Source organism: Halomonas sp. V046, from assembly GCF_052645355.1.
On the sequence record NZ_JBQXYF010000018.1, the window covers coordinates 71185 to 90859 of the forward strand.

Sequence of the window (19675 nt, forward strand, 5' to 3'; positions counted from 1 at the left end):
CCGGGCGCCAATGCCAGTACCAGTGCTAGCCCCCAGGCTCGCGCGGGTCCGGCGTCAGCCCTGGTGCTCGGCGGCCTTGGCGACCACCCAGGTGGTCCCCTCGCGAGAGTCCTTGAGCACGATGCCCATGCTCGCGAGTTCGTCGCGGATGGCATCGGCACCGGCGAAGTCCCTGGCTTTCTTGGCCGCGGCGCGGGCCGCGATGCGCGCCTCGATGTCCTGCTCCGAGAGGCCGAGGCTTGCGGTCGCACCCTTGAGAAATGCGCCCGGATCTTGGCCCAGCAGCCCCAGTACGCCGCCGAGCCGTTTGAGTTCGGTGGCAAGCCCGGCAGCACCGGCAGCGCCCTCCTTCTTGGCGCGATTGAGTTCGCGGGCAAGATCGAACAGCACCGAGAGGGCTTCAGGGGTATTGAAGTCATCATCCATCGCGGCGCTAAACCGGGCCGCATAGTCCCCTGGCGCCACCTCAGCGGTTGCCGCGGGCGAGGTGGCGTCGATGGTCACGCCCTCCAGCGCCGTGTAGAAGCGCTCGAGCGACTTGCGCGCCTCACCGAGCGCTGCCGGCGCGTAGTTGATCGCACTGCGATAGTGGCTAGCCACCAGCAGGTAACGCACGACCTCCGGATCGTGGTGCTCGAGCACCTCGCGGATGGTGAAGAAATTGCCCAGCGACTTGGACATCTTCTCGCTGTCGACCCGCACCGCGCCGGCGTGCATCCAGGTGTTGACGTAGCGCTCACCGGTGGCCGCTTCGCTCTGGGCGATCTCGTTTTCATGGTGGGGAAAGGTCAGGTCCGGCCCGCCACCGTGGATATCGAAGGTATTGCCCAGGCAGCAGGTGGACATCGCCGAGCACTCGATGTGCCAGCCAGGACGCCCCTCGCCCCAGGGCGACGACCAGCTGGCCTCAGCCGGCTTGGCCCCCTTCCACAGCACGAAATCCAGTGGATCTTCCTTGTGCTCATCGACCTCGACACGTGCGCCGGAGCGCATCTCGTCGAGATCACGATTGTTGAGCTTGCCGTAGCCATCGAACTTGCGCACGCGATAGTAGACGTCGCCATTGCCCGGAGCGTAGGCGAAGCCCTTGTCGATGAGCGTCTCGATCATGGCGACGATCTCGGCCACATGCCCGGTCGCCCGTGGCTCCTGGTCCGGACGCTTAACGAACAGGCGTGCTTCGTCTTCGTGCATGGCGTCGATCATGCGCTCGGTGAGGGCACCGATGGTTTCGCCGTTGTCGTCCGCCCGGCGCAGGATCTTGTCGTCGATGTCGGTGATATTGCGCACATAGGTCACGTCGAACCCGCGGCTACGCAGGTAACGGGTGATGACGTCGAAGGCCACCATCACCCGGGCGTGGCCCAGGTGGCAGTAGTCGTAGACGGTCATGCCACAGACGTACATGCGCACCTTGCCCGGTTCGATCGGGGTGAACGCTTCCTTGGTCCGGCTCAGGGTGTTGTAGATCTGCATATCAGCCCTTCTTCTGGATCTTGGCCCAGCTGTCCTTGAGTCCTACGGTGCGGTTGAACACCAGCTTATCGGGACGCGACAGATGACGGTCGGCACAGAAATATCCGACGCGTTCGAACTGGAAGCGCGACTCCGCCTCGCTGCCGGCCAGACTCGGCTCGGCGACGCCCTGGACGGTGACCAGCGACTCGGGGTTGAGGTGGTCGAGGAAGTCGGCGTCCTTGTCCTTGTCCGGCTGTTCGACCATGAACAGGTTGTCGTAGAGACGCACTTCCACCGGCACGCCATGGTGCGCACTGACCCAGTGGATCACGCCCTTGACCTTACGCCCTTCGGGGTTCTTGCCGAGGGTGTCGAAGTCGACGCTGCAGCGCAGCTCGACGATCTCGCCGGCAGCGTCCTTGATGACGTCGTCGCAGCGAATCACGTAGCTATTGCGCAGGCGCACTTCCTTGCCCGGCGCCAAGCGGAAGAACTTCTTCGGCGGCTCTTCCATGAAGTCGTCACGGTCGATCCACAGCTCGCGGGTAAACGGCACACGACGCACCGGCATGTCGTCACGTGCAGGGTGCCCGGGCACGTCATAGACCTCTTCGTGGCCTTCCGCGACATTGGTCAGCACCACCTTGAGCGGCTTCAAGACGCACATGGCGCGCGGCGCATTATCCTCAAGATCCGAGCGAATCGCGTGGGTCAGCATGGCCAGTTCCACCAGGCCCCCGTCGGCCCGGGTGACGCCGATCATTTCGCAGAACTTGCGCAGCGATGCCGGGGTGTAGCCGCGCCGGCGCATGCCAGAGATGGTCGGCATGCGTGGGTCATCCCAGCCGTCGACGATGGCGTTGTCGACCAGCGACTTGAGCTTGCGCTTGGAGGTCAGGGTATAGTCGAGATTGAGTCGGGCGAACTCTATCTGGCGCGGCTTGGCCGGCACCGGAAGGTTATCCAGGAACCACTCGTAAAGCGGGCGATGGTCCTCGAACTCGAGGGTGCATACCGAGTGCGTCACCCCTTCGATGGCGTCGGATTGCCCATGGGTGAAGTCGTAGGACGGATAGATCTTCCACTTGTCGCCGGTCTGGTGGTGCTCGGCATGCCGAATGCGATAGAGGATCGGGTCGCGCAGGTTGATGTTGGGCGCGGCCATGTCGATCTTGGCCCGCAACACCTTCTCGCCTTCGGCAAAATCGCCACGCCGCATGCGCTCGAGCAGATCGAGGTTCTCTTCGGCACTGCGATCGCGATACGGACTCGGTCGACCGGCCGCGGTCAGGGTGCCGCGATACTCGCGGATCTCGTCGGGAGACAGATCATCGACGTAGGCCTTGCCTTCGGACACCAGGTGTTGCGCCCACGCATAGAGCTGGTCGAAGTAATCCGATGCATAGCGGACGTCCCCCGCCCACTGAAACCCCAGCCACTGCACATCGTCCTTGATCGCATCGATGTAGGCCTGTTCTTCCTTGGCCGGATTGGTATCGTCAAAACGCAGATGACAGTCACCACCGAACTGCTCGGCAAGCCCGAAGTTCAGACAGATCGACTTGGCGTGCCCGATATGCAGGAAGCCGTTGGGCTCGGGGGGAAAACGCGTCACGATCTGTTGCGACCGTCCGGCCTCGATTTCCTCGCGAATCTGGTTGCGAATGAAATTCGGCGCGCTGCTGGTCTCGGTGGTCATGTCGATGAGTCAACCTCTGATGGAGAAAGGACGATGGAGACGAGGTCGTCGTCTCGGCTTCGCGCTGCGAAGCAAAACCGCTATTATAGCGTCACGCTAGGGCGCGGCGCCAAGCCGTGCCGACAATGAAAAAGGCGCCACGAGGCAGCCGAATTCCGACAGGACCCGCCAATGATCATTCTGCAGACCAATTTCGGTGACATCAGCGTCGAACTCTTCGACGAGCAGGCGCCCAAGACCGCCGCCAACTTCGAACAGTACGTCCGCGACGGCTTCTACGATGACACCCTGTTCCACCGCGTGATAGATGGCTTCATGATCCAGGGCGGCGGCTTCGACATGGACTTCAACCAGAAGCCGACCCGTGATCCGATCGAGAACGAGGCCGACAACGGCTTGAAGAACACCCGCGGCACCCTGGCCATGGCCCGCACCCAGGACCCGCACTCGGCCACCGCCCAGTTCTTCATCAACGTCTCCGACAATGACTTCCTTAACCACACCGGCAAGAACATGCAAGGTTGGGGCTATTGTGTTTTCGGACGCGTCGTCGACGGCATGGACGTGGTCGAGCGCATCAAGAACGTTGCCACGACTCGCCGCGGCATGCACGCGGATGTACCGGCCGATGATGTGGTCATTCAACGGGCGTATATCAAGGAAGACGCCTGAACCAACCGACACGCCTGAGCCAAAGACGCCACCGAGTCGTCAGCGATACCTGACGCCGGGCGACGCTCGGTAGCCGCCCGTTTGACTCTTTTCGCTCACCACGCCCGCTCTGCGGGCGTGGTCCGTCGAGGACCGAAGAGCTCGCCATGACTACCCTGCTGATATCCGACCTGCACCTGCACCCCACCGCCCCAGCGCTCACCGAAGGCTTTCTCGACTGGCTGGAACGCAACACCCAAGACCCGGTTTCGCTGTACCTGCTGGGCGACATCTTCGATGCCTGGATAGGCGACGACCTGATGGCCCTGGAGCACCACGACCCCAGCGGCCATGCGGCCTTGGCGGTGCGTGTGGCCCGGGCGCTGAAGGCCGCGTCCCAGCGCGGCGCCACCCTTCACCTGATGCATGGTAACCGCGACTTCCTGCTCGGCGAGGACTTCGCCGCCGCGGCCGGGGCTTCGCTGCTCGCCGACCCCAGCGTGATCGATGTCCACGGTCGCCGGATCCTGCTGATGCACGGTGACAGCCTGTGCACCCGGGACGATGCCTACATGGCATTCCGGGCCCAGGCCCGGGATCCCCAATGGCAGGCCAGCATCCTGGCCATGCCGATTCCTGAGCGCCTAGCGCTGGCCCAACGCCTGCGCGAGCAATCCGGCGAAGCCAACAGCACCAAGGCCGCGGACATCATGGACGTGACCCCGGACGAAGTGGTCAAGGTCATGCACGATCATGGCGTCACGACCCTGATCCATGGCCACACCCACCGCCCGGATGTCCACGACCTCGAGGTCGATGGGCGGGCGGCCAAGCGCTACGTCCTGGGGGACTGGAGCCAAGCACAGGGCTGGCAGCTAAAGCTCGACGACAACGGTGAGCTCGAACTGACGGCCTTTTCGCTTTAGCCGTATGCCGCCGCCGGGTGCCCACCGGGCTCAGTCTCAGCGGATGCGACAGGCGTTCAGCGCTAGCGACCAGGCGTTTTCGTCCAGGCGCTGATCGACCGGACAGATGATCTCGAGGCGCGAGTCGCGACGCCACTGGCTCGCATCGATCGTATCGACGCCCGCGACCCGATGATAGCTCTTCCACCCCTGGTCGGCATGAATCACGGCCTTGACCCGGCAATCGCTCGGCAGCTCGGCGAGTCGCGCCATGAACTGGTCCAGGCCGAAACGCTCGGCAGGATGCCAGCGCCATCCCAGCGTCTGGTAGCCCAGCGCCACCCCCACCTCGACGGTCGCGGCTCCAGGAGTCAAACAGGGGGCGGGGTTCCCCGCCCCATCACTCTCCTCATCGCTCGGCCGACTCCCCGAACGCACGTGGAGCAACGACCTGGGCATGACCGCCGCGTCGCGGCGCTCGCCCTGGAGCAAGCGCTCGATCGCCAGCTCGCCGTGACGGATCCGCTCGACCCAACGAAACGCCGGTCGACGTTCACGAAGCCAGGCGTCGAGGCGCTCGAGCTGGGCCGGTGTGGCCAGGTCGGTCATTGCCACCACCAGGCCATCCGCCACCGCCAACTGATCACGGAACGTCTCGTGATCGCGACAGCGTTCGTCATCGAGACGGCGCGGATCCAATAGCGTTATCACTTCGCGCAGCTCCAGCACACCGGCAAAGTCCCGATCACCCAACAATCGGATCAGCCCCGAGGGATGGCCGAGCCCCGATGGCTCGATGATCACGCGGTCCGGGCGTTCTCGGCGAAGGACCTCCACCAGGGCGGCCTTGAGAACGACCGCCAGTTGGCAGCACAGGCAGCCCCCGGGAAGCGCACGCACCTTGACGTCAGAGGAGGTGCCAAACAGGGCCTGGTCGATGCCCACCTTGCCGAACTCGTTAACGATGACCACCCAGCGTTCGCCCGGCGGCTTGGCGTCGATCAAGCGCCGAATCAGGGTGCTCTTCCCGCTGCCGAGAAAGCCGGTGACGATATGGGTAGGAACATGGGCAAGGGGCTTCATGCAGACTCCAGGAGGCGATGGAACGGTGTAGTACATTGCCCGCCCCGCGACCCACAGGAAGGTTGGGCATGGACCCATTTTCGCGGTATGACATGTTAGACGGGTGTCAGGCCGGCCGGTTCGGAGCGGGGTCGCGTCAGTACCGACTCACCAATTCAGTAAGATAACGGTATAATTATAGCGCACGATTCACCCGCCAAGATTCCGCATCCTCGTGCATCGGTGCCATCGCAGCGTTGCAGCGTTGCAGCGTTGCAGCGCCGCCCAAAGCCACCGACTTGGCGCTAAAACCAACAAGGGCGCCGTGAGGCGCCCTTGTCATGGTGCGTGACACCAGTTACTGGCGCTCGATCTCCCCGGTATCGCGCAAGTAGTCGAGCAAGCCCTGCACCACGGACTGCGAGCGCATGCGCTCTGCCATGGAAGCCACCAGCGTTTCCATCTGCTCATTGACCTCGCCGCTACCGACCGACTCCAAGGCCAACAGTGTCACCCGGTTTCCGTCCACGGCACGCCCATAGACGGGACCGTTCTGCTCCGGATGTGGCAGGCGGAAGACCGCCCCCAGCACGCTATCGGGCACGTTGCTCTGCTGCTGCCGACTGACGTCGCTGGCCTGCTGCCAGTCGATGGCCAAGTCCTGACCGCCTTTGAGCTGCTGGGCCCTTTCGGCGGCGAGGTCGATCAACGCGTCCCGGGTCTTGGCCTGGTGCACGGCCCCTTCGACGCGATCCGCGACCTGCTCGAACGGCAAGGTCGTGGCCTCACGATGGTCGGTCACCCGCAGCACCAGGCGACGGTCGGTGTCGAGTTCGATCACTTCGCTGTTGAAACCGTCCGTCAACACTTCGTCCCGGAAGGCCTCGTCCAGGACGCCGGGCTCGGCCATTACGCCCTCGGCGGCGTCGCGGCTGACCCAGTCACTATGGTTGAGTTCGACGCCAAGATCATCGGCGACGCTCTGCAGGTCCTCGGCGGCAAAGCTCTCGTCGATCAGCTGCTGAACCTTGTCATTGAACGCGTCTTCGACCTGGCCCTCGGCAAGATCCTCACTCAGCCGGGGCCTGGCCTCCTCGAAGCTCGGCCGGTCGATGTCGGTGACCTTGATCAGGTGAAGTCCGTTATCGGTCTCGACGATATCCGACACCTGCCCCTCGTCAAGGCCGAAGGCCGCGTTCTCGAAGGCCTCGCCGAAGATACCGCGGGTGATCACCCCAAGGTCGCCACCGGCGTCGCTGGTCGAGGTGTCGTCGGACACATCGGCGGCCACATCGGCAAAACTCTCGCCGTCATCGAGACGCGCCTTGGCATTGTCGAGCTCGGTCTCGGCCTCATCCCGGGTGCGCTCGTCACCGAAGGTCAACATGATGTGAGACACGCGACGGTCTGCCTGTCCGGCACTCTGCTCCCAGGCCTCGCGCAGATCGGCCTCCTCGACATCGACATCGGCGGCCATCGCCTCACGATCGACAATCACGTAGGCCAGCTTGACCTGTTCCGGACGCAGGAACTCATCCTGGTGATCGGCGTAGTAGCGCGACAGGTCCTCGTCGCTCACCTCCACCGGGCTATCGAGATCCGACGCCACCAGTGTGTGGTAACGGAAGCTCCGGGTCTGGCGCTGCAGATCCGCCAGTCGCTGCTGCTCGTCCTCGAGGGTAAAGTCACTGAGTGACATCCCAAGCTGGATCTGCTGACGCATCAGGTCCTTCTCGAGCTGGGCCCGGAACGACAGCGGCGTGTAGCCAGCGCTGGCCAACCGATTGCGAAACAGGTCTTGATCGAAGCGACCATCGGCATCCTGAAACTCGCTGCGATTGACGATCACCTGGTCGAGCTGTGCATCAGACAGGTGAAGCCCGCCGTCGTCGGCATAGCTCGACATCAGGCGATCGGCGATCAAGCTGTCCAGCACCTGCCCGCGCAGGGCACGCTCCTGCTCTGGCGGCACCTGACCACTGCGCAAGGCCCGCTGGACATTGCCCTCGACCTGTTGGCGGGTAATGCTCTGACCGTTGACGCTGGCGACTTCGTCGCCGGAGTTGCCGAACAGGCCCACCAGCGACTCCACGCCGAACAACGCCATGGTGACGATCACCGCGCCAATAATAACCTTCGCGACCCAGCTCTGGGACCGCTCACGAATACTTTGCAGCATGCACGCCTCTGCTGAAGGGTTGAGTCTGATCGGGCCACATTATACGCATAAGGGCGTCCTCCGCGACCGCCTTCCGGCTCGAATCGCCAGTGACGCCGAGTCCCCGACAAAAAAAGGCGCATCGCTGAAGCGATGCGCCTTTTATAGGACCGGCTGTCAGCGACACCTCGGCCTGATTCGTCGAACCAAGGAGACTCCCTTAGTTGACCGAATCCTTCAGAGCCTTGCCGGCCTTGAAGCTAGGCACCTTGGCGGCGCTGATCTCAATCGGCTGGCCGGTCTGCGGATTGCGGCCAGTACGAGCGGCACGCTCCTTGACGGTAAAGGTACCGAAACCCACCAGTGACACACTGTCACCGTTCTTCAGGCTATCGGTGACGGAATCCACCATGGCATCCAGTGCACGCGAAGCGGCGGCCTTCGGAATGTCAGCAGACGCAGCAATGGCATCGATCAGCTCGGACTTGTTCACACTTCACCCCTTGACTGTTACAAAAAAAGATTCAAAACGGCGATTACTTTGCCCACAGGCACGATCGCAGCATGGCGATAGTTTATAGCAATGCGGCAAAAGACCTGTCAAGCAACCTTCCCTGCCAATCCGCATCATGGCGGGATTTCACTCCCACCATAATGACGAAAAAGTCGCTAGTGAGTACTGACCATTGAATGTGTAGAAGCGGACTCAGAGGGTAACGAATCCTCAGATTTCGGATCCGCCCTTTCCGCTAAAGCCACTTGCAGGACTTCATCAATCCAACGAACAGGACGAATATCGAGGGCATCCTTGATATTGGACGGGACCTCCTTGAGGTCTCGACGGTTCTCTTCGGGTATTAGCACTGTCTTTATACCACCGCGCCTGGCAGCCAGCAATTTCTCCTTCAGCCCGCCGATAGGCATTACCTCACCGCGCAGGTTGACCTCACCAGTCATGGCAACGTCGCAGCGCACCGCACGGCCGGTAAAGGCAGAGACCATGGCGGTAACCATGGCGACGCCGGCACTAGGGCCATCCTTGGGCGTCGCGCCCTCGGGCACATGGATATGCAAGTCTTCCTTCTCGAAGCGCTCCGGGTCTATGCCGAGTGCCTCCGCACGCGCCCTGACGACCGTCTGGGCGGCGCTGACCGACTCCTTCATGACATCGCCCAGGGAGCCGGTCTTGTTGATCCGCCCCTTGCCCGGCGTCACCACCGACTCGATGTTGAGCAACTCGCCGCCTACCGAGGTCCAGGCGAGACCGGTCACACGCCCGACCTGATCCTGCTGATCGGCCAGTCCGTAGCTGTAACGGCGGACGCCCGCATAGGCCTCGATATCCGCGGCGGTCAGTGCTTGGGAGCCGAGCGCACCAGCCTTGCCTTCCTTCTCGAGCCGCTCACGCAGCACCTTGCGGCAGACCTTGGCAATCTGACGCTCGAGCTCACGCACCCCCGCTTCCCGCGAGTAGTAGCGGATCAACTCCAGCACCGCGTCGTCGCCGAACTCGAGCTCATCGGCCTTGAAGCCGTTGGCGCTGAGCTGCTTGGGTACCAGGTAGCGCATCGCGATGGCCAATTTCTCGTCTTCGGTATAGCCCGGCAGACGAATGACCTCCATGCGATCGAGCAGCGGCCCGGGAATGTTCATCGAATTGGCGGTACAGATGAACAGCGTCTCGGAGAGGTCGTAGTCGAGCTCCAGGTAGTGATCGCTGAAGGCATTGTTCTGCTCGGGGTCGAGCACCTCGAGCAGCGCAGACGCCGGGTCGCCCCGATGGTCCATCCCGACCTTGTCGACCTCGTCGAGCAGAAACAGGGGGTTCTTGACCCCGGCCTTGGCCATGCGCTGGATCGGCTTACCGGGCAGCGAGCCGATATAGGTGCGGCGATGGCCACGAATCTCGGATTCGTCACGAACACCGCCAAGCGCCAGTCGAACGTACTTGCGGTTCGTCGCGCGGGCGATGGACTTGCCCAACGACGTCTTGCCGACCCCCGGAGGCCCCACCAGACACAGTACAGGCCCCTTGAGCTTCTTGACCCGCTTGTGAACGGCGAGATACTCGAGGATCCGCTCCTTGACCTCGTCCAGCCCGTAGTGGTCCTCATCCAGCACCTTCTGGGCGTGCACCAGGTCGTGCTTGACCCGAGTACGCTTCTTCCACGGCACCGACACCAGCCAGTCGAGATAGGAGCGCACCACGGTCGCCTCGGCGGACGAGGGAGACATCATCCGCAACTTCCCAAGCTCCTGGTTGGCCTTGTCCGCGGCCTCCTTGGGCATGCCCGAGTCGTTGATGGCCTGCTCGTACTTGTCGGCCTCGTTGGGCACATTCTCGAGCTCGCCCATCTCCTTCTGGATGGCCTTCATCTGCTCATTGAGGTAGTACTCGCGCTGAGACTTCTCCATCTGGTCCTTGACCCGGGAGCGAATACGCTTTTCCACCTGAAGCAGGTCGATCTCGGACTCGATCAGCGCCATCAGATGTTCGATGCGATCGCGCACGCGATCCATCTCGAGGAGCTGCTGCTTGTCGTCGATCTTGAGCGAGAGATGCGCGCAGATGGTGTCGACCAGGCGGCTCGGATCCTCGATTCCCGACAGCGAGTTGAGCACCTCGTTAGGCACCTTCTTCGACATCTTGACGTACTGTTCAAACTGGTTGAGCAGTACGCGAACGAGAGACTCCTGTTCGCGGGTACTCAGCGGCTCACTGCTCCTGAGCACCACATCGGCCCGGCTAAAGCCGGCGTCGTCGGCGATGATGCCTCGAATATCGGCCCGAGACTCCCCCTCGATCAATACCTTGACCGTACCATCGGGGAGCTTGAGCAGTTGCATGATCTCGGCCACGGTGCCGATGGCGAACAGATCCTCATCATCGGGATCATCCTTGCTCGCTTCCCGCTGGGCGACCAGCAAGACACGCTTGTCGTCCGCCATGGCGGCCTCGAGCGCCTGAATCGACTTCTCTCTGCCGACAAACAGCGGAATGACCATCTGCGGATAGACCACCACATCACGCAGCGGCAAAAGGGGCAGACTTAGAGTCTGTTCGGCGTTCTGCTGCATCGCAGACGTTCCTCAAACAAAGCGAATGAATACTCTGTGGGTGGGGGCACCCGGCCGGCATTGCAAGGGCGAGCCACCAGAACCACACCACCGCGAGCGGGAACCTGCCTGGCTACCGAACCGGCTTCGCCAAGGGCCTGTGCGGGGGCCGGACCAATGGAGAGCGGCGACTCGATGGACAGGCCCCGAGGGCACAGCGAAACACGACTGACTGGCTCGGGTTGACGGGCTCGCTTCCCCGACGCCATCCGCATCGCTTCCGGCTAGTCGCTCCGGCGCCCCCTCGCCAGCCAACCACTCACGGCCAGGTCGTTGGCAAAGCGCTCTGGCAAACAAAGGGGCCGCATCGGCGGCCCCTTCGTTGGCGTCGCTGACAGCACAAATCGTGCTCAGCCGTCGGTACCGTCGACCCGCGGCTGCTCTTCCTGATCCTGTTGCGAGTAGATCAACAGCGGATCGCTCTCTCCCGCGATCACGGAGCCGTCGATCACCACCTTGGACACGCCTTCCAGGGAAGGAATCTCGTACATGGTGTCGAGCAACACGGACTCGAGAATCGAGCGCAGCCCGCGGGCGCCGGTCTTGCGCGCCATGGCCTTGTGAGCCACCGCTCGCAGCGCATCCTCGCGGAAGTCCAGCTCGACGTTCTCCATATCGAACAGCCGGGCATACTGTTTGACCAGCGAGTTCTTGGGCTCCGTCAGAATCTGGATCAGCGCATCCTCGCTAAGCTCGGTCAGCGTGGCGATCACCGGCAGTCGGCCGACGAACTCGGGAATCAGGCCAAACTTGACCAGGTCTTCCGGCTCGACCTCGAGCAGAAGATCACCGACGCCCTTGCTCTCATCCTTGCTCTTGACCTCGGCGTTGAAGCCGATGCCGCCCGTTTCGGCGCGATCACGGATCACCTTGTCCAGGCCGGCAAAAGCCCCACCGACGATGAACAGAATGTTACCGGTATCGACCTGCAGGAACTCCTGCTGGGGATGCTTGCGCCCACCCTGCGGCGGCACCGAGGCCGTCGTGCCCTCGATCAGCTTGAGCAACGCCTGCTGCACACCCTCACCGGACACATCCCGAGTGATGGAGGGGTTATCCGACTTGCGCGAGATCTTGTCGATCTCGTCGATGTAGACAATGCCACGCTCGGCCTTGTCGACATCGTAATCACACTTCTGCAACAGCTTCTGGATAATATTCTCGACATCCTCGCCCACATAACCCGCCTCGGTGAGGGTCGTCGCGTCGGCGATGGTGAAGGGAACATTCAACAGCCGCGCCAGGGTCTCGGCGAGCAGTGTCTTGCCGCTACCGGTCGGTCCGATCAGCAAAATATTGGACTTGCCGAGCTCGACCTCGTCCTTGCCGCTGTGCCGCAGACGCTTGTAGTGGTTATAGACCGCCACGGACAGCACCGTCTTGGCGCGGTCCTGACCGATCACGTAGTCGTCGAGAGTGTGACGAATCTCGCGCGGAGCGGGCAGACGCTCCTCATCGCTCTCGGCATCGGCATCGAGAACTTCTTCGCGAATGATGTCGTTACAGAGATCGACACACTCATCGCAGATATACACGGACGGACCGGCAATCAGCTTACGCACTTCATTCTGGTTCTTGCCGCAGAATGAGCAGTACAGAAGCTTGCCGTTGTCGTCCTTGCCTTTGCCGTCGGCCATTCGCGTACCTCTCTGGCAGCGGCAGCCACTTGGGCCACCGGAATCACGTAATCATTGCGCGGAACTTGCCAGCCTGGTGCCTCTGAGCTGTCTCTTAGCCTGAAGCGCCAGCCTGGTGCGTCAGTCTAACCGCTGGTCGCCCTAGGCGACGGCCTGGCCGACTCTACGCTATCAAGTCACGCTATCAGGATGTCGGCCGCTTATCCAGCACGGCATCAATCAGGCCATACTCGCTGGCCTGGGCGCCGTTCATGAAGTTGTCGCGGTCGGTATCCTTGGCGATGGTTTCAATATCCTGACCGGTATGCTCCGCCAGGATCTGGTTCAGTCGTTCGCGGATGCCCAAAATTTCACGGGTATGAATCTCGATGTCCGACGCCTGCCCTTGATAACCACCGAGCGGCTGATGAATCATCATCCGCGAGTTGGGTAGGCAATAGCGCTTGCCCGCCGCCCCGCCGGCAAGCAGCAAGGCGCCCATGCTGGCTGCCTGACCGATGCACACGGTCGACACGTCCGGCTTGATGAACTGCATGGTGTCGTAGATCGACATCCCCGCCGTCACCGACCCGCCCGGCGAATTGATGTACAGATGGATGTCCTTGTCGGGGTTCTCGGATTCGAGAAACAGCAACTGCGCAACCAGCAGGTTGGCCATGTAGTCTTCCACCGGGCCCACCAGGAAGATCACGCGCTCCTTGAGCAGCCGGGAGTAGATATCGTAGGCACGCTCACCGCGCGCGCTCTGCTCTACCACCATGGGAACCAGCCCACCGGCGGCTTGAATGTCGAACTCGTTGCTCATCGGGTGATGTCCTTGCATCCGGTGTATGGGGAAAGCACGACCCGGCCGACCCTGTCGGGCCGGCCGCGGCGACGAATCAAGCCTCGTCGCTGTCGCCTTCGGCCTCTTCGCCCTGCTGCTGAGCAGCGGCCAGCACTTGCTGATAGGACATCTCGACGTCCTTCACGCTAGCCTGCTCGAGCAGTTGGGCCACGGCTTTCTCTTCGAGCAGCGCAGACTTGACCTGATTCTTCATCTGCTCGTTGCCCATGTAGTACTCGACGACCTGCTGCGGCTCCTGGTACTGCTGCGCAAGCTCCTCGACCTTGGCCTTGATCTCGTCGTCACTAGCGTCGAGCTCTGCGGACTTGATCACCTCGGCGAGCAGCAAGCCGACCTGCACACGGCTCTTGGCCTGCTCGGCAAACAACTCGTTGGGCAACTGGCTGACATCGAAGTCCTCACCAAGGCCAAACTGCTGGGCGGCCTGGCGCTTGAGACCGTCGGTCTCCTGCTGAATCAGCGCCTGGGGCACCGGAATGTCGTTGGCCTTCTTCAGCGCTTCGAGCGCCTGCTGCTTGACGCGATTCTCGACCGCCTGCTCGGCCTCGCGGGTCATGTTCTTCTTGACCTCGGCGCGGAAAGCGTCGACATCACCGGCTTCGACACCAAATTTCTCGATAAACTCAGCGTCTACCTCGGGCAATGCCTGTCCCTTCACGGCGTTGACCGTGACCTTGAAGGTCGCCTCTTGGCCGGCCAGATTCTCGGCCTGATAGTCCTCGGGGAAGGTGACCTGGATTTCCTTGGCATCACCGCCCTTGGCGCCAATCAACTGCTCTTCGAAGCCAGGAATGAAGCTACCGGAGCCGATGACCAGGTCATGACCTTCGGCGCTACCGCCTTCAAACGGCTCATCGCCGAGGAAGCCCTGGAAGTCGATATTGATCTGGTCGCCGTCCTGCGCGGCGCGGTCCACCTCTTCCCAGGCAGCATTCTGCTTGCGCAGGGTCTCGATCATTTCGTCGACGTCCGCCTCGGACACCTCGACCACCGGGCGCTCGACCGCGGTGCCTTCAATCGAGGCCAGCTCGATTTCCGGGTAGATCTCGAGGGTCGCGGTGAATTCGAGATCCTTGCCGGCCTCGTTGACACTGGCCTCGATCTGGGGGTAGCCAGCCGGGTTCAGCTTCTCGTCGGTGATGGCGCGGACGTAGCGCTCGCGCATGACTTCGCCAACCACTTCGTTGCGGACTTCGCTGCCATAGCGCTGGCGAATCACCGACATCGGCACCTTGCCCTGGCGGAAGCCGTCAAGGCGAACGTTCTTGGCGGCATCCTTGAGACGGGAGGCGACGGCCTCGTCGATCTCAGCGGCCGGCACCTGCACACTGATGCGGCGTTCGATCTGGGAGGTCGTATCGACGGAAACTTGCATGAATAGTCCTCTACCGACTGGTGGCGTACTGGAAAAAGATAAAGCGTCAAAGGGGGGATTTTAAGAACCCCACCCGATACTGGCAAGCGCCAAGACCCACTACATGGGGGAGCAACCCACGATTTCCAAGGGGAAACCGGCAAAATTGCCACCACAGCGTCAAAAAACGGGGGCTTCGCGCGAAACAAGACCGAGACGACAGGTCCCTGACAAGACCCCTGACCAAGGACCCTGACCAAGGACCCTGACCAAGGACCCTGACCAAGGACCCTGACTAAGCCCCTGGACCAACCCCCGGGCAGCACCTCTTGCCCGCAGGAACCGGCCAACGTCTCGCGGCCAGGAAAACACGAACGAAAAAGCACCGCTCATGACCGAGCCATGGCAGCATATCGACGACCGGAATGTCCGAAAACCGAGACGGTACGCGAAAGCCCACTTAGGCTTGGCGAACACCTGAAAAAGACAACTAGAACAACACGGAGATCACCACGCGGACGCGCTGACGACCAAAAGAAGGGAGGCACTGGGGTGGATGATGGGGATCGAACCCACGACCACCGGAGCCACAATCCGGGGCTCTACCACTGAGCTACACCCACCACTGCCTGGATACTGCTACCACTATCGTCGCCATGGGGTGGATGATGGGGATCGAACCCACGACCACCGGAGCCACAATCCGGGGCTCTACCACTGAGCTACACCCACCATAACGACAGCACTGCAATAAATCACTTCAGCCATTACCACCCAAGTACCGCTAACCGGCACTGGCGCAACCACTGCTTCACTCAACCCGACCGGCGTCTCGACGACCCGCCTGAACCACCAGTTTATGGCGCGCCCAGCAGGACTCGAACCCGCAACCTACGGCTTAGAAGGCCGTTGCTCTATCCGGTTGAGCTATAGGCGCATTCTACAAAACCAAACGCCTCACCACAACCTCAGACTGACAAAAAAACCCGATCAATCAAAACGTTGTGGTCGGGGTGGAGGGATTCGAACCCCCGACATCCTGCTCCCAAAGCAGGTGCGCTACCAGACTGCGCTACACCCCGCCGGCTTACTGCACGGCCTTGACGCCGCCGCATTGGCCTCGTCAAGCGCTGCGTATTCTACGGAACTTTTCGCCCACGTCAAGTGAAGCGAAACACAAAGCCCACCAAGGCCTCGCCAATGACGCTTTGCCTTAGCCACCAGGCGTGCGAAAATCCCCTCCCCCATTTTGATCGTCCCCCGTGGACTCACCACCATCATTTTCCGAGGGAAGCCAATGACCGCCCAACTTATCGACGGCAAGTCGATCGCCGCTACCGTCCGCCAACAGGTCGCCCGCCAGGTGCAGGCTCGCCTCGAGGCCGGTGGGCGCCCCCCGGGTCTGGCCGTGGTGTTGGTGGGCGAGGACGCGGCATCACGCGTGTACGTGCGCAACAAGCACAAGGCTTGCCAGGATGCCGGCATCCGCTCCGTTCAACATGCCCTGCCGGCCTCGACCTCACAGCAAGAACTCGAGGCGCTGGTCGATCGTCTGAATGACGATTCAAGCATAGACGGCATCCTCGTGCAGCTGCCGCTCCCCGAACACCTCGACGCCCGCCCTATCCTCGAGCGAATTCGCCCCGACAAGGACGTCGACGGCTTTCATCCTTACAATCTTGGACGACTCGCTCAGCGCCTGCCGTTGCTCAGGCCTTGCACCCCCAAGGGCGTCATGACACTGCTTCAACACAGCGATCTCCCCGTGCGCGGGCTCAATGCCACGGTCGTCGGTGCCTCCAACATCGTCGGCCGCCCCATGGCCCTGGAACTGATGCTGGCCGGCTGCACCACCACCGTCTGCCACCGTTTCACGCGCGACCTAGAGCAGCACGTCCGGCGCGCCGAACTGCTCGTCGTTGCCGTGGGCAAACCGGGGCTGGTCAAGGGCGAGTGGGTACGCGATGGGGCGATCGTCATCGATGTGGGCATCAATCGACAGGAGGACGGCCGTCTGGTGGGCGACGTCGACTTCGACGCCGCTGCCGAGCGGGCCAGCCACATCACACCGGTTCCCGGCGGCGTCGGCCCCATGACCGTCGCCTGCCTGCTGGAAAACACGCTCATGGCCGCCGACATCCACGATGCCACCGGCCCGGCAAACGCAACGTCGCCCTGACCGCGGCAGGGGCTAGCCTGGTCGCGCCGGCCTCGCTCGCCGACAGATCAACGCCTACCGGCGAGCCGGTAGATTCGGACTCGACCAGCCAACCCATGCGCTCCCGACGGCGCCGGCACGATCCGGTCCCGGCTCGGGGCGTCGGGCCAGCCACCGACTGCGGATTCTCACCAACCTACGAGGTATGCCGATGACCGATAAGAAGATGAATGTCGAAAGCTTCAACCTGGATCACACCAAGGTGAAGGCCCCCTACGTGCGCCTTGCCGACATCAAGACCGGCATGAACGGCGATAGCATTCACAAGTACGACCTGCGCATCTGCCAGCCTAATCACGGCCATATGGAGATGCCGGCGCTGCATTCCCTCGAGCACTTGATGGCTGAACTGTCACGCAATCACTCCGACAAGGTCGTCGATATCAGCCCCATGGGCTGCCAGACCGGGTTCTATATCGCCATGATCAACCATGACGATTATGACGACGTGCTTGCACTCATCGAGGGCACGCTGAACGACGTGCTCAGCGCCACGGAAGTGCCCGCGTGCAACGAGATGCAATGCGGTTGGGCCGCCAGCCACAGTCTCGAGGGGGCTCAGCAGCTCGCACGAGACCTGCTCGCCAAGCGCACCGAATGGACCCAGGTCTTTGCCTGACACCCACCACTCAACGCCCACCAGGAGATAGGTCCCAAGATGAAACGCATCGGCATCATCGGCGCCATGGCCCAGGAGGTCGCCCGGCTCGCCGCTCAACTGGAAGACGTCACCACGCGAAACCACGTCGGCTCGACCTTCCATTGTGGCAAGCTTCACGGCGTGGAGGTCATTGTGCTGCAGTCCGGCATCGGCAAGGTGAATGCCGCCATTGGCACCACCCTGCTGCTGGACACCTATCAGCCCGAGGCGATCATCAATACCGGTTCAGCCGGTGGTTTCGGCAAGGGCCTCGACGTAGGCGACATCGTCGTTTCCAGTGAAGTGCGCCACCACGACGTCGATGCCGTGGTATTTGGCTACGAGCACGGTCAGGTGCCCAACATGCCGGCGGCCTACCTGCCCGACGAGCGCCTGGTGTCCGTGGCCCGAGAATGTATCGAAGCCATGGATGAGGTGCGGGTGGTGGAAGGCCTGATCGCCACCGGTGACGTCTTCATGGCGTGTCCCGACCTGGTCTCTCTCACGCGATCACGCTTCCCTACCATGCTGGCCGCAGAAATGGAGGCCGCGGCCATCGCCCAGACCTGCCACCTGTATGGCTGCCCCTTCGTGGTCATCCGTGCGTTGTCGGACATCGCCGGCCAAGGTGACAACCACCTGTCCTTCGACGCCTTCCTGGAGCAGGCTGCCGACCATTCCACTCGCATGGTCACCGCCATGGTGGCACGACTCGCCGACAGGACCCCTCAGCAGGAACGATCGGTCGACCCCGCCTGACGAGCAGGTCTGTCGTCGCGGACCGGGATAGCGTGCGCAGACGCGGCTACCCATCACCCCCGCGGCGACAAGCAAGAGCCCACGGCAAACTCGCCGTGGGCCTTCGCATCGTCGCTTAGGCCTACTCGACTTGCGCCGCGCCGTTATCCAGCAGCCGCGCGAGGAAGGCGTCGCTGTCGCCCCCCATATCGACCCCCGCCAGCGTCAGCTGCTGGTCGGCGTTGCTGCCGTCCACGCTCAAGCCTCCCCCTGGCTTCACGAAGACCACCGTATCGTCACCCTCCTGGGTCGCCAGCAGGTAATCCGACAGCGCATTGTCGCCGCTGTCGTCGATCAGGTCGCCCAACTCCAGCGACAGCTCCGCCAGGGTCGTAGCGCCGTCTGTCGCCAGCATGGCCGACTCCGCCTGGGGCGTCTGTCCCAACTCCCAGGCGAACACCTCCGCCACGGGCAACACATCAGCGTGCGGTGCCGAGTCCGACTCGGTCACGGGCTCCGCCCGCAGGGCCGTCAGAGCCTGGAACTGAGCGGCGGTCTGCGGAAACAGCGAGCCGAGGTCGATGCCGGGACCAACGGATGGAGCATCGTCGTTGATGACCACATTGACGTGGCCGACGGCCGTCGAGCCATCGCCGTCTGTGATCGAGTACCCGAGCGTCACATCGATATCATCTTCCTGCAGCGTATCGCCGTGGTCGACATCCTGATACAGGGTGGCCTCGACCTCACCTTTCTCGGCGTCGGTCACTGTGACCGAGAACACTGCGTTGCCATCGCTGTCTGTCGCTTTCACGGTAAGGCCCTCGTCGGCGAGGCTATAGGTAATCGGTTTATCATGGCTGGTCATGGCGGGTAGTCCATCGAGAGACCAGACGAAAGCACCGCTCTGGGCGGGACCATCGGCCCCGTAATCGAATCCCAGTTGTCCTGTGGCGACGACGGCGCCGTCGCCCCGATCACCCTCGCCTTCCTTGATGCCGTCCGTCAGCCCATCTTCATCCAGCAGTAAGGTCGGAGACTCGGTCGCAGGATCCCCGTCGCTATCCGGGGTGACCGGGCCGGTGTCGGGGCCGATCGGCAGCATGATGGTCGTGTCGGCCTCGTCGCCGTCGCCGTCCGTCACCGTCAGGGTCACGTCGAGGGTCGGCGTCTGCGGCTCGCCTTCGCCGG

General features: G+C 62.5%; 15 protein-coding genes and 4 tRNA genes. 5 read left to right on the plus strand and 14 right to left on the minus strand.

What is annotated here, in order from left to right:
* Positions 1-54 precede the first annotated feature (54 nt).
* Positions 55-1476, minus strand: a complete 1422-nt coding sequence (cysS, locus tag ACUN9Y_RS20050) for a cysteine--tRNA ligase (protein ID WP_445462507.1) — start codon at positions 1474-1476, stop codon at positions 55-57.
* A gap of 1 nt (position 1477) precedes the next feature.
* A complete protein-coding gene (locus tag ACUN9Y_RS20055) occupies positions 1478-3157 on the minus strand; it encodes a glutamine--tRNA ligase/YqeY domain fusion protein (protein ID WP_445462508.1) in 1680 nt (559 codons plus the stop codon).
* Positions 3158-3328: 171 nt separating this feature from the next.
* Between ACUN9Y_RS20055 and ACUN9Y_RS20060 the strand changes: the two genes are divergently transcribed.
* Both ACUN9Y_RS20060 and ACUN9Y_RS20065 read left to right on the plus strand, forming a co-directional pair.
* Positions 3329-3829, plus strand: a complete 501-nt coding sequence (locus ACUN9Y_RS20060; protein WP_445462509.1) for a peptidylprolyl isomerase — start codon at positions 3329-3331, stop codon at positions 3827-3829.
* 146 nt (positions 3830-3975) lie between these two features.
* Entirely contained in the window at positions 3976-4734 is a 759-nt protein-coding gene (locus ACUN9Y_RS20065; RefSeq protein ID WP_445462510.1) for a UDP-2,3-diacylglucosamine diphosphatase, read from the plus strand.
* A gap of 36 nt (positions 4735-4770) precedes the next feature.
* On the opposite strand, the gene ACUN9Y_RS20070 is transcribed toward ACUN9Y_RS20065, so the two are convergent.
* The 11 genes from ACUN9Y_RS20070 to ACUN9Y_RS20120 form a co-directional block, all read right to left on the minus strand.
* Positions 4771-5796, minus strand: coding sequence for a CobW family GTP-binding protein (locus ACUN9Y_RS20070; protein WP_445462511.1), 1026 nt, complete (start codon positions 5794-5796; stop codon positions 4771-4773).
* 337 nt (positions 5797-6133) lie between these two features.
* Entirely contained in the window at positions 6134-7954 is a 1821-nt protein-coding gene (locus ACUN9Y_RS20075) for a SurA N-terminal domain-containing protein (protein WP_445462512.1), read from the minus strand.
* Between the two features lie 199 nt (positions 7955-8153).
* Positions 8154-8426, minus strand: coding sequence for a nucleoid-associated protein HU-beta (hupB, locus tag ACUN9Y_RS20080; protein WP_445462513.1), 273 nt, complete (start codon positions 8424-8426; stop codon positions 8154-8156).
* A 176-nt stretch (positions 8427-8602) separates the two neighbouring features.
* Complete coding sequence (gene lon, locus ACUN9Y_RS20085; protein ID WP_445462514.1) at positions 8603-11011, minus strand: endopeptidase La; 2409 nt, start codon at positions 11009-11011, stop codon at positions 8603-8605.
* A gap of 389 nt (positions 11012-11400) precedes the next feature.
* Positions 11401-12687 (minus strand): ATP-dependent Clp protease ATP-binding subunit ClpX, encoded by a 1287-nt coding sequence (clpX, locus tag ACUN9Y_RS20090; RefSeq protein WP_445462515.1) that lies wholly within the window; start codon positions 12685-12687, stop codon positions 11401-11403.
* Positions 12688-12871: 184 nt separating this feature from the next.
* Positions 12872-13492: an ATP-dependent Clp endopeptidase proteolytic subunit ClpP gene (gene clpP, locus ACUN9Y_RS20095; RefSeq protein WP_445462516.1), complete on the minus strand. Its 621-nt coding sequence runs from the start codon at positions 13490-13492 to the stop codon at positions 12872-12874.
* A gap of 76 nt (positions 13493-13568) precedes the next feature.
* Entirely contained in the window at positions 13569-14909 is a 1341-nt protein-coding gene (gene tig / locus ACUN9Y_RS20100) for a trigger factor (RefSeq protein ID WP_445462517.1), read from the minus strand.
* Between the two features lie 527 nt (positions 14910-15436).
* Positions 15437-15511 (minus strand) — tRNA-His (locus ACUN9Y_RS20105).
* Positions 15512-15545: 34 nt separating this feature from the next.
* Positions 15546-15620, minus strand: a tRNA-His gene (locus ACUN9Y_RS20110).
* A 128-nt stretch (positions 15621-15748) separates the two neighbouring features.
* Positions 15749-15825 (minus strand) — tRNA-Arg (locus tag ACUN9Y_RS20115).
* A gap of 68 nt (positions 15826-15893) precedes the next feature.
* Positions 15894-15970 (minus strand) — tRNA-Pro (locus ACUN9Y_RS20120).
* A 215-nt stretch (positions 15971-16185) separates the two neighbouring features.
* Between ACUN9Y_RS20120 and folD the strand changes: the two genes are divergently transcribed.
* The 3 genes from folD (at position 16186) to mtnN (ending at position 18505) form a co-directional block, all read left to right on the plus strand.
* Complete coding sequence (gene folD / locus ACUN9Y_RS20125; protein WP_445462518.1) at positions 16186-17067, plus strand: bifunctional methylenetetrahydrofolate dehydrogenase/methenyltetrahydrofolate cyclohydrolase FolD; 882 nt, start codon at positions 16186-16188, stop codon at positions 17065-17067.
* A 190-nt stretch (positions 17068-17257) separates the two neighbouring features.
* Positions 17258-17725: an S-ribosylhomocysteine lyase gene (locus ACUN9Y_RS20130; RefSeq protein WP_445462519.1), complete on the plus strand. Its 468-nt coding sequence runs from the start codon at positions 17258-17260 to the stop codon at positions 17723-17725.
* A 39-nt stretch (positions 17726-17764) separates the two neighbouring features.
* On the plus strand, positions 17765-18505 hold the full coding sequence (mtnN, locus tag ACUN9Y_RS20135; protein ID WP_445462520.1) for a 5'-methylthioadenosine/S-adenosylhomocysteine nucleosidase: 741 nt from the start codon (positions 17765-17767) through the stop codon (positions 18503-18505).
* A 121-nt stretch (positions 18506-18626) separates the two neighbouring features.
* Here mtnN and ACUN9Y_RS20140 read toward each other — a convergent pair.
* Positions 18627-19675: DUF5801 repeats-in-toxin domain-containing protein (locus ACUN9Y_RS20140; RefSeq protein ID WP_445462521.1), on the minus strand; the 1049-nt coding region annotated here is incomplete at its 5' end.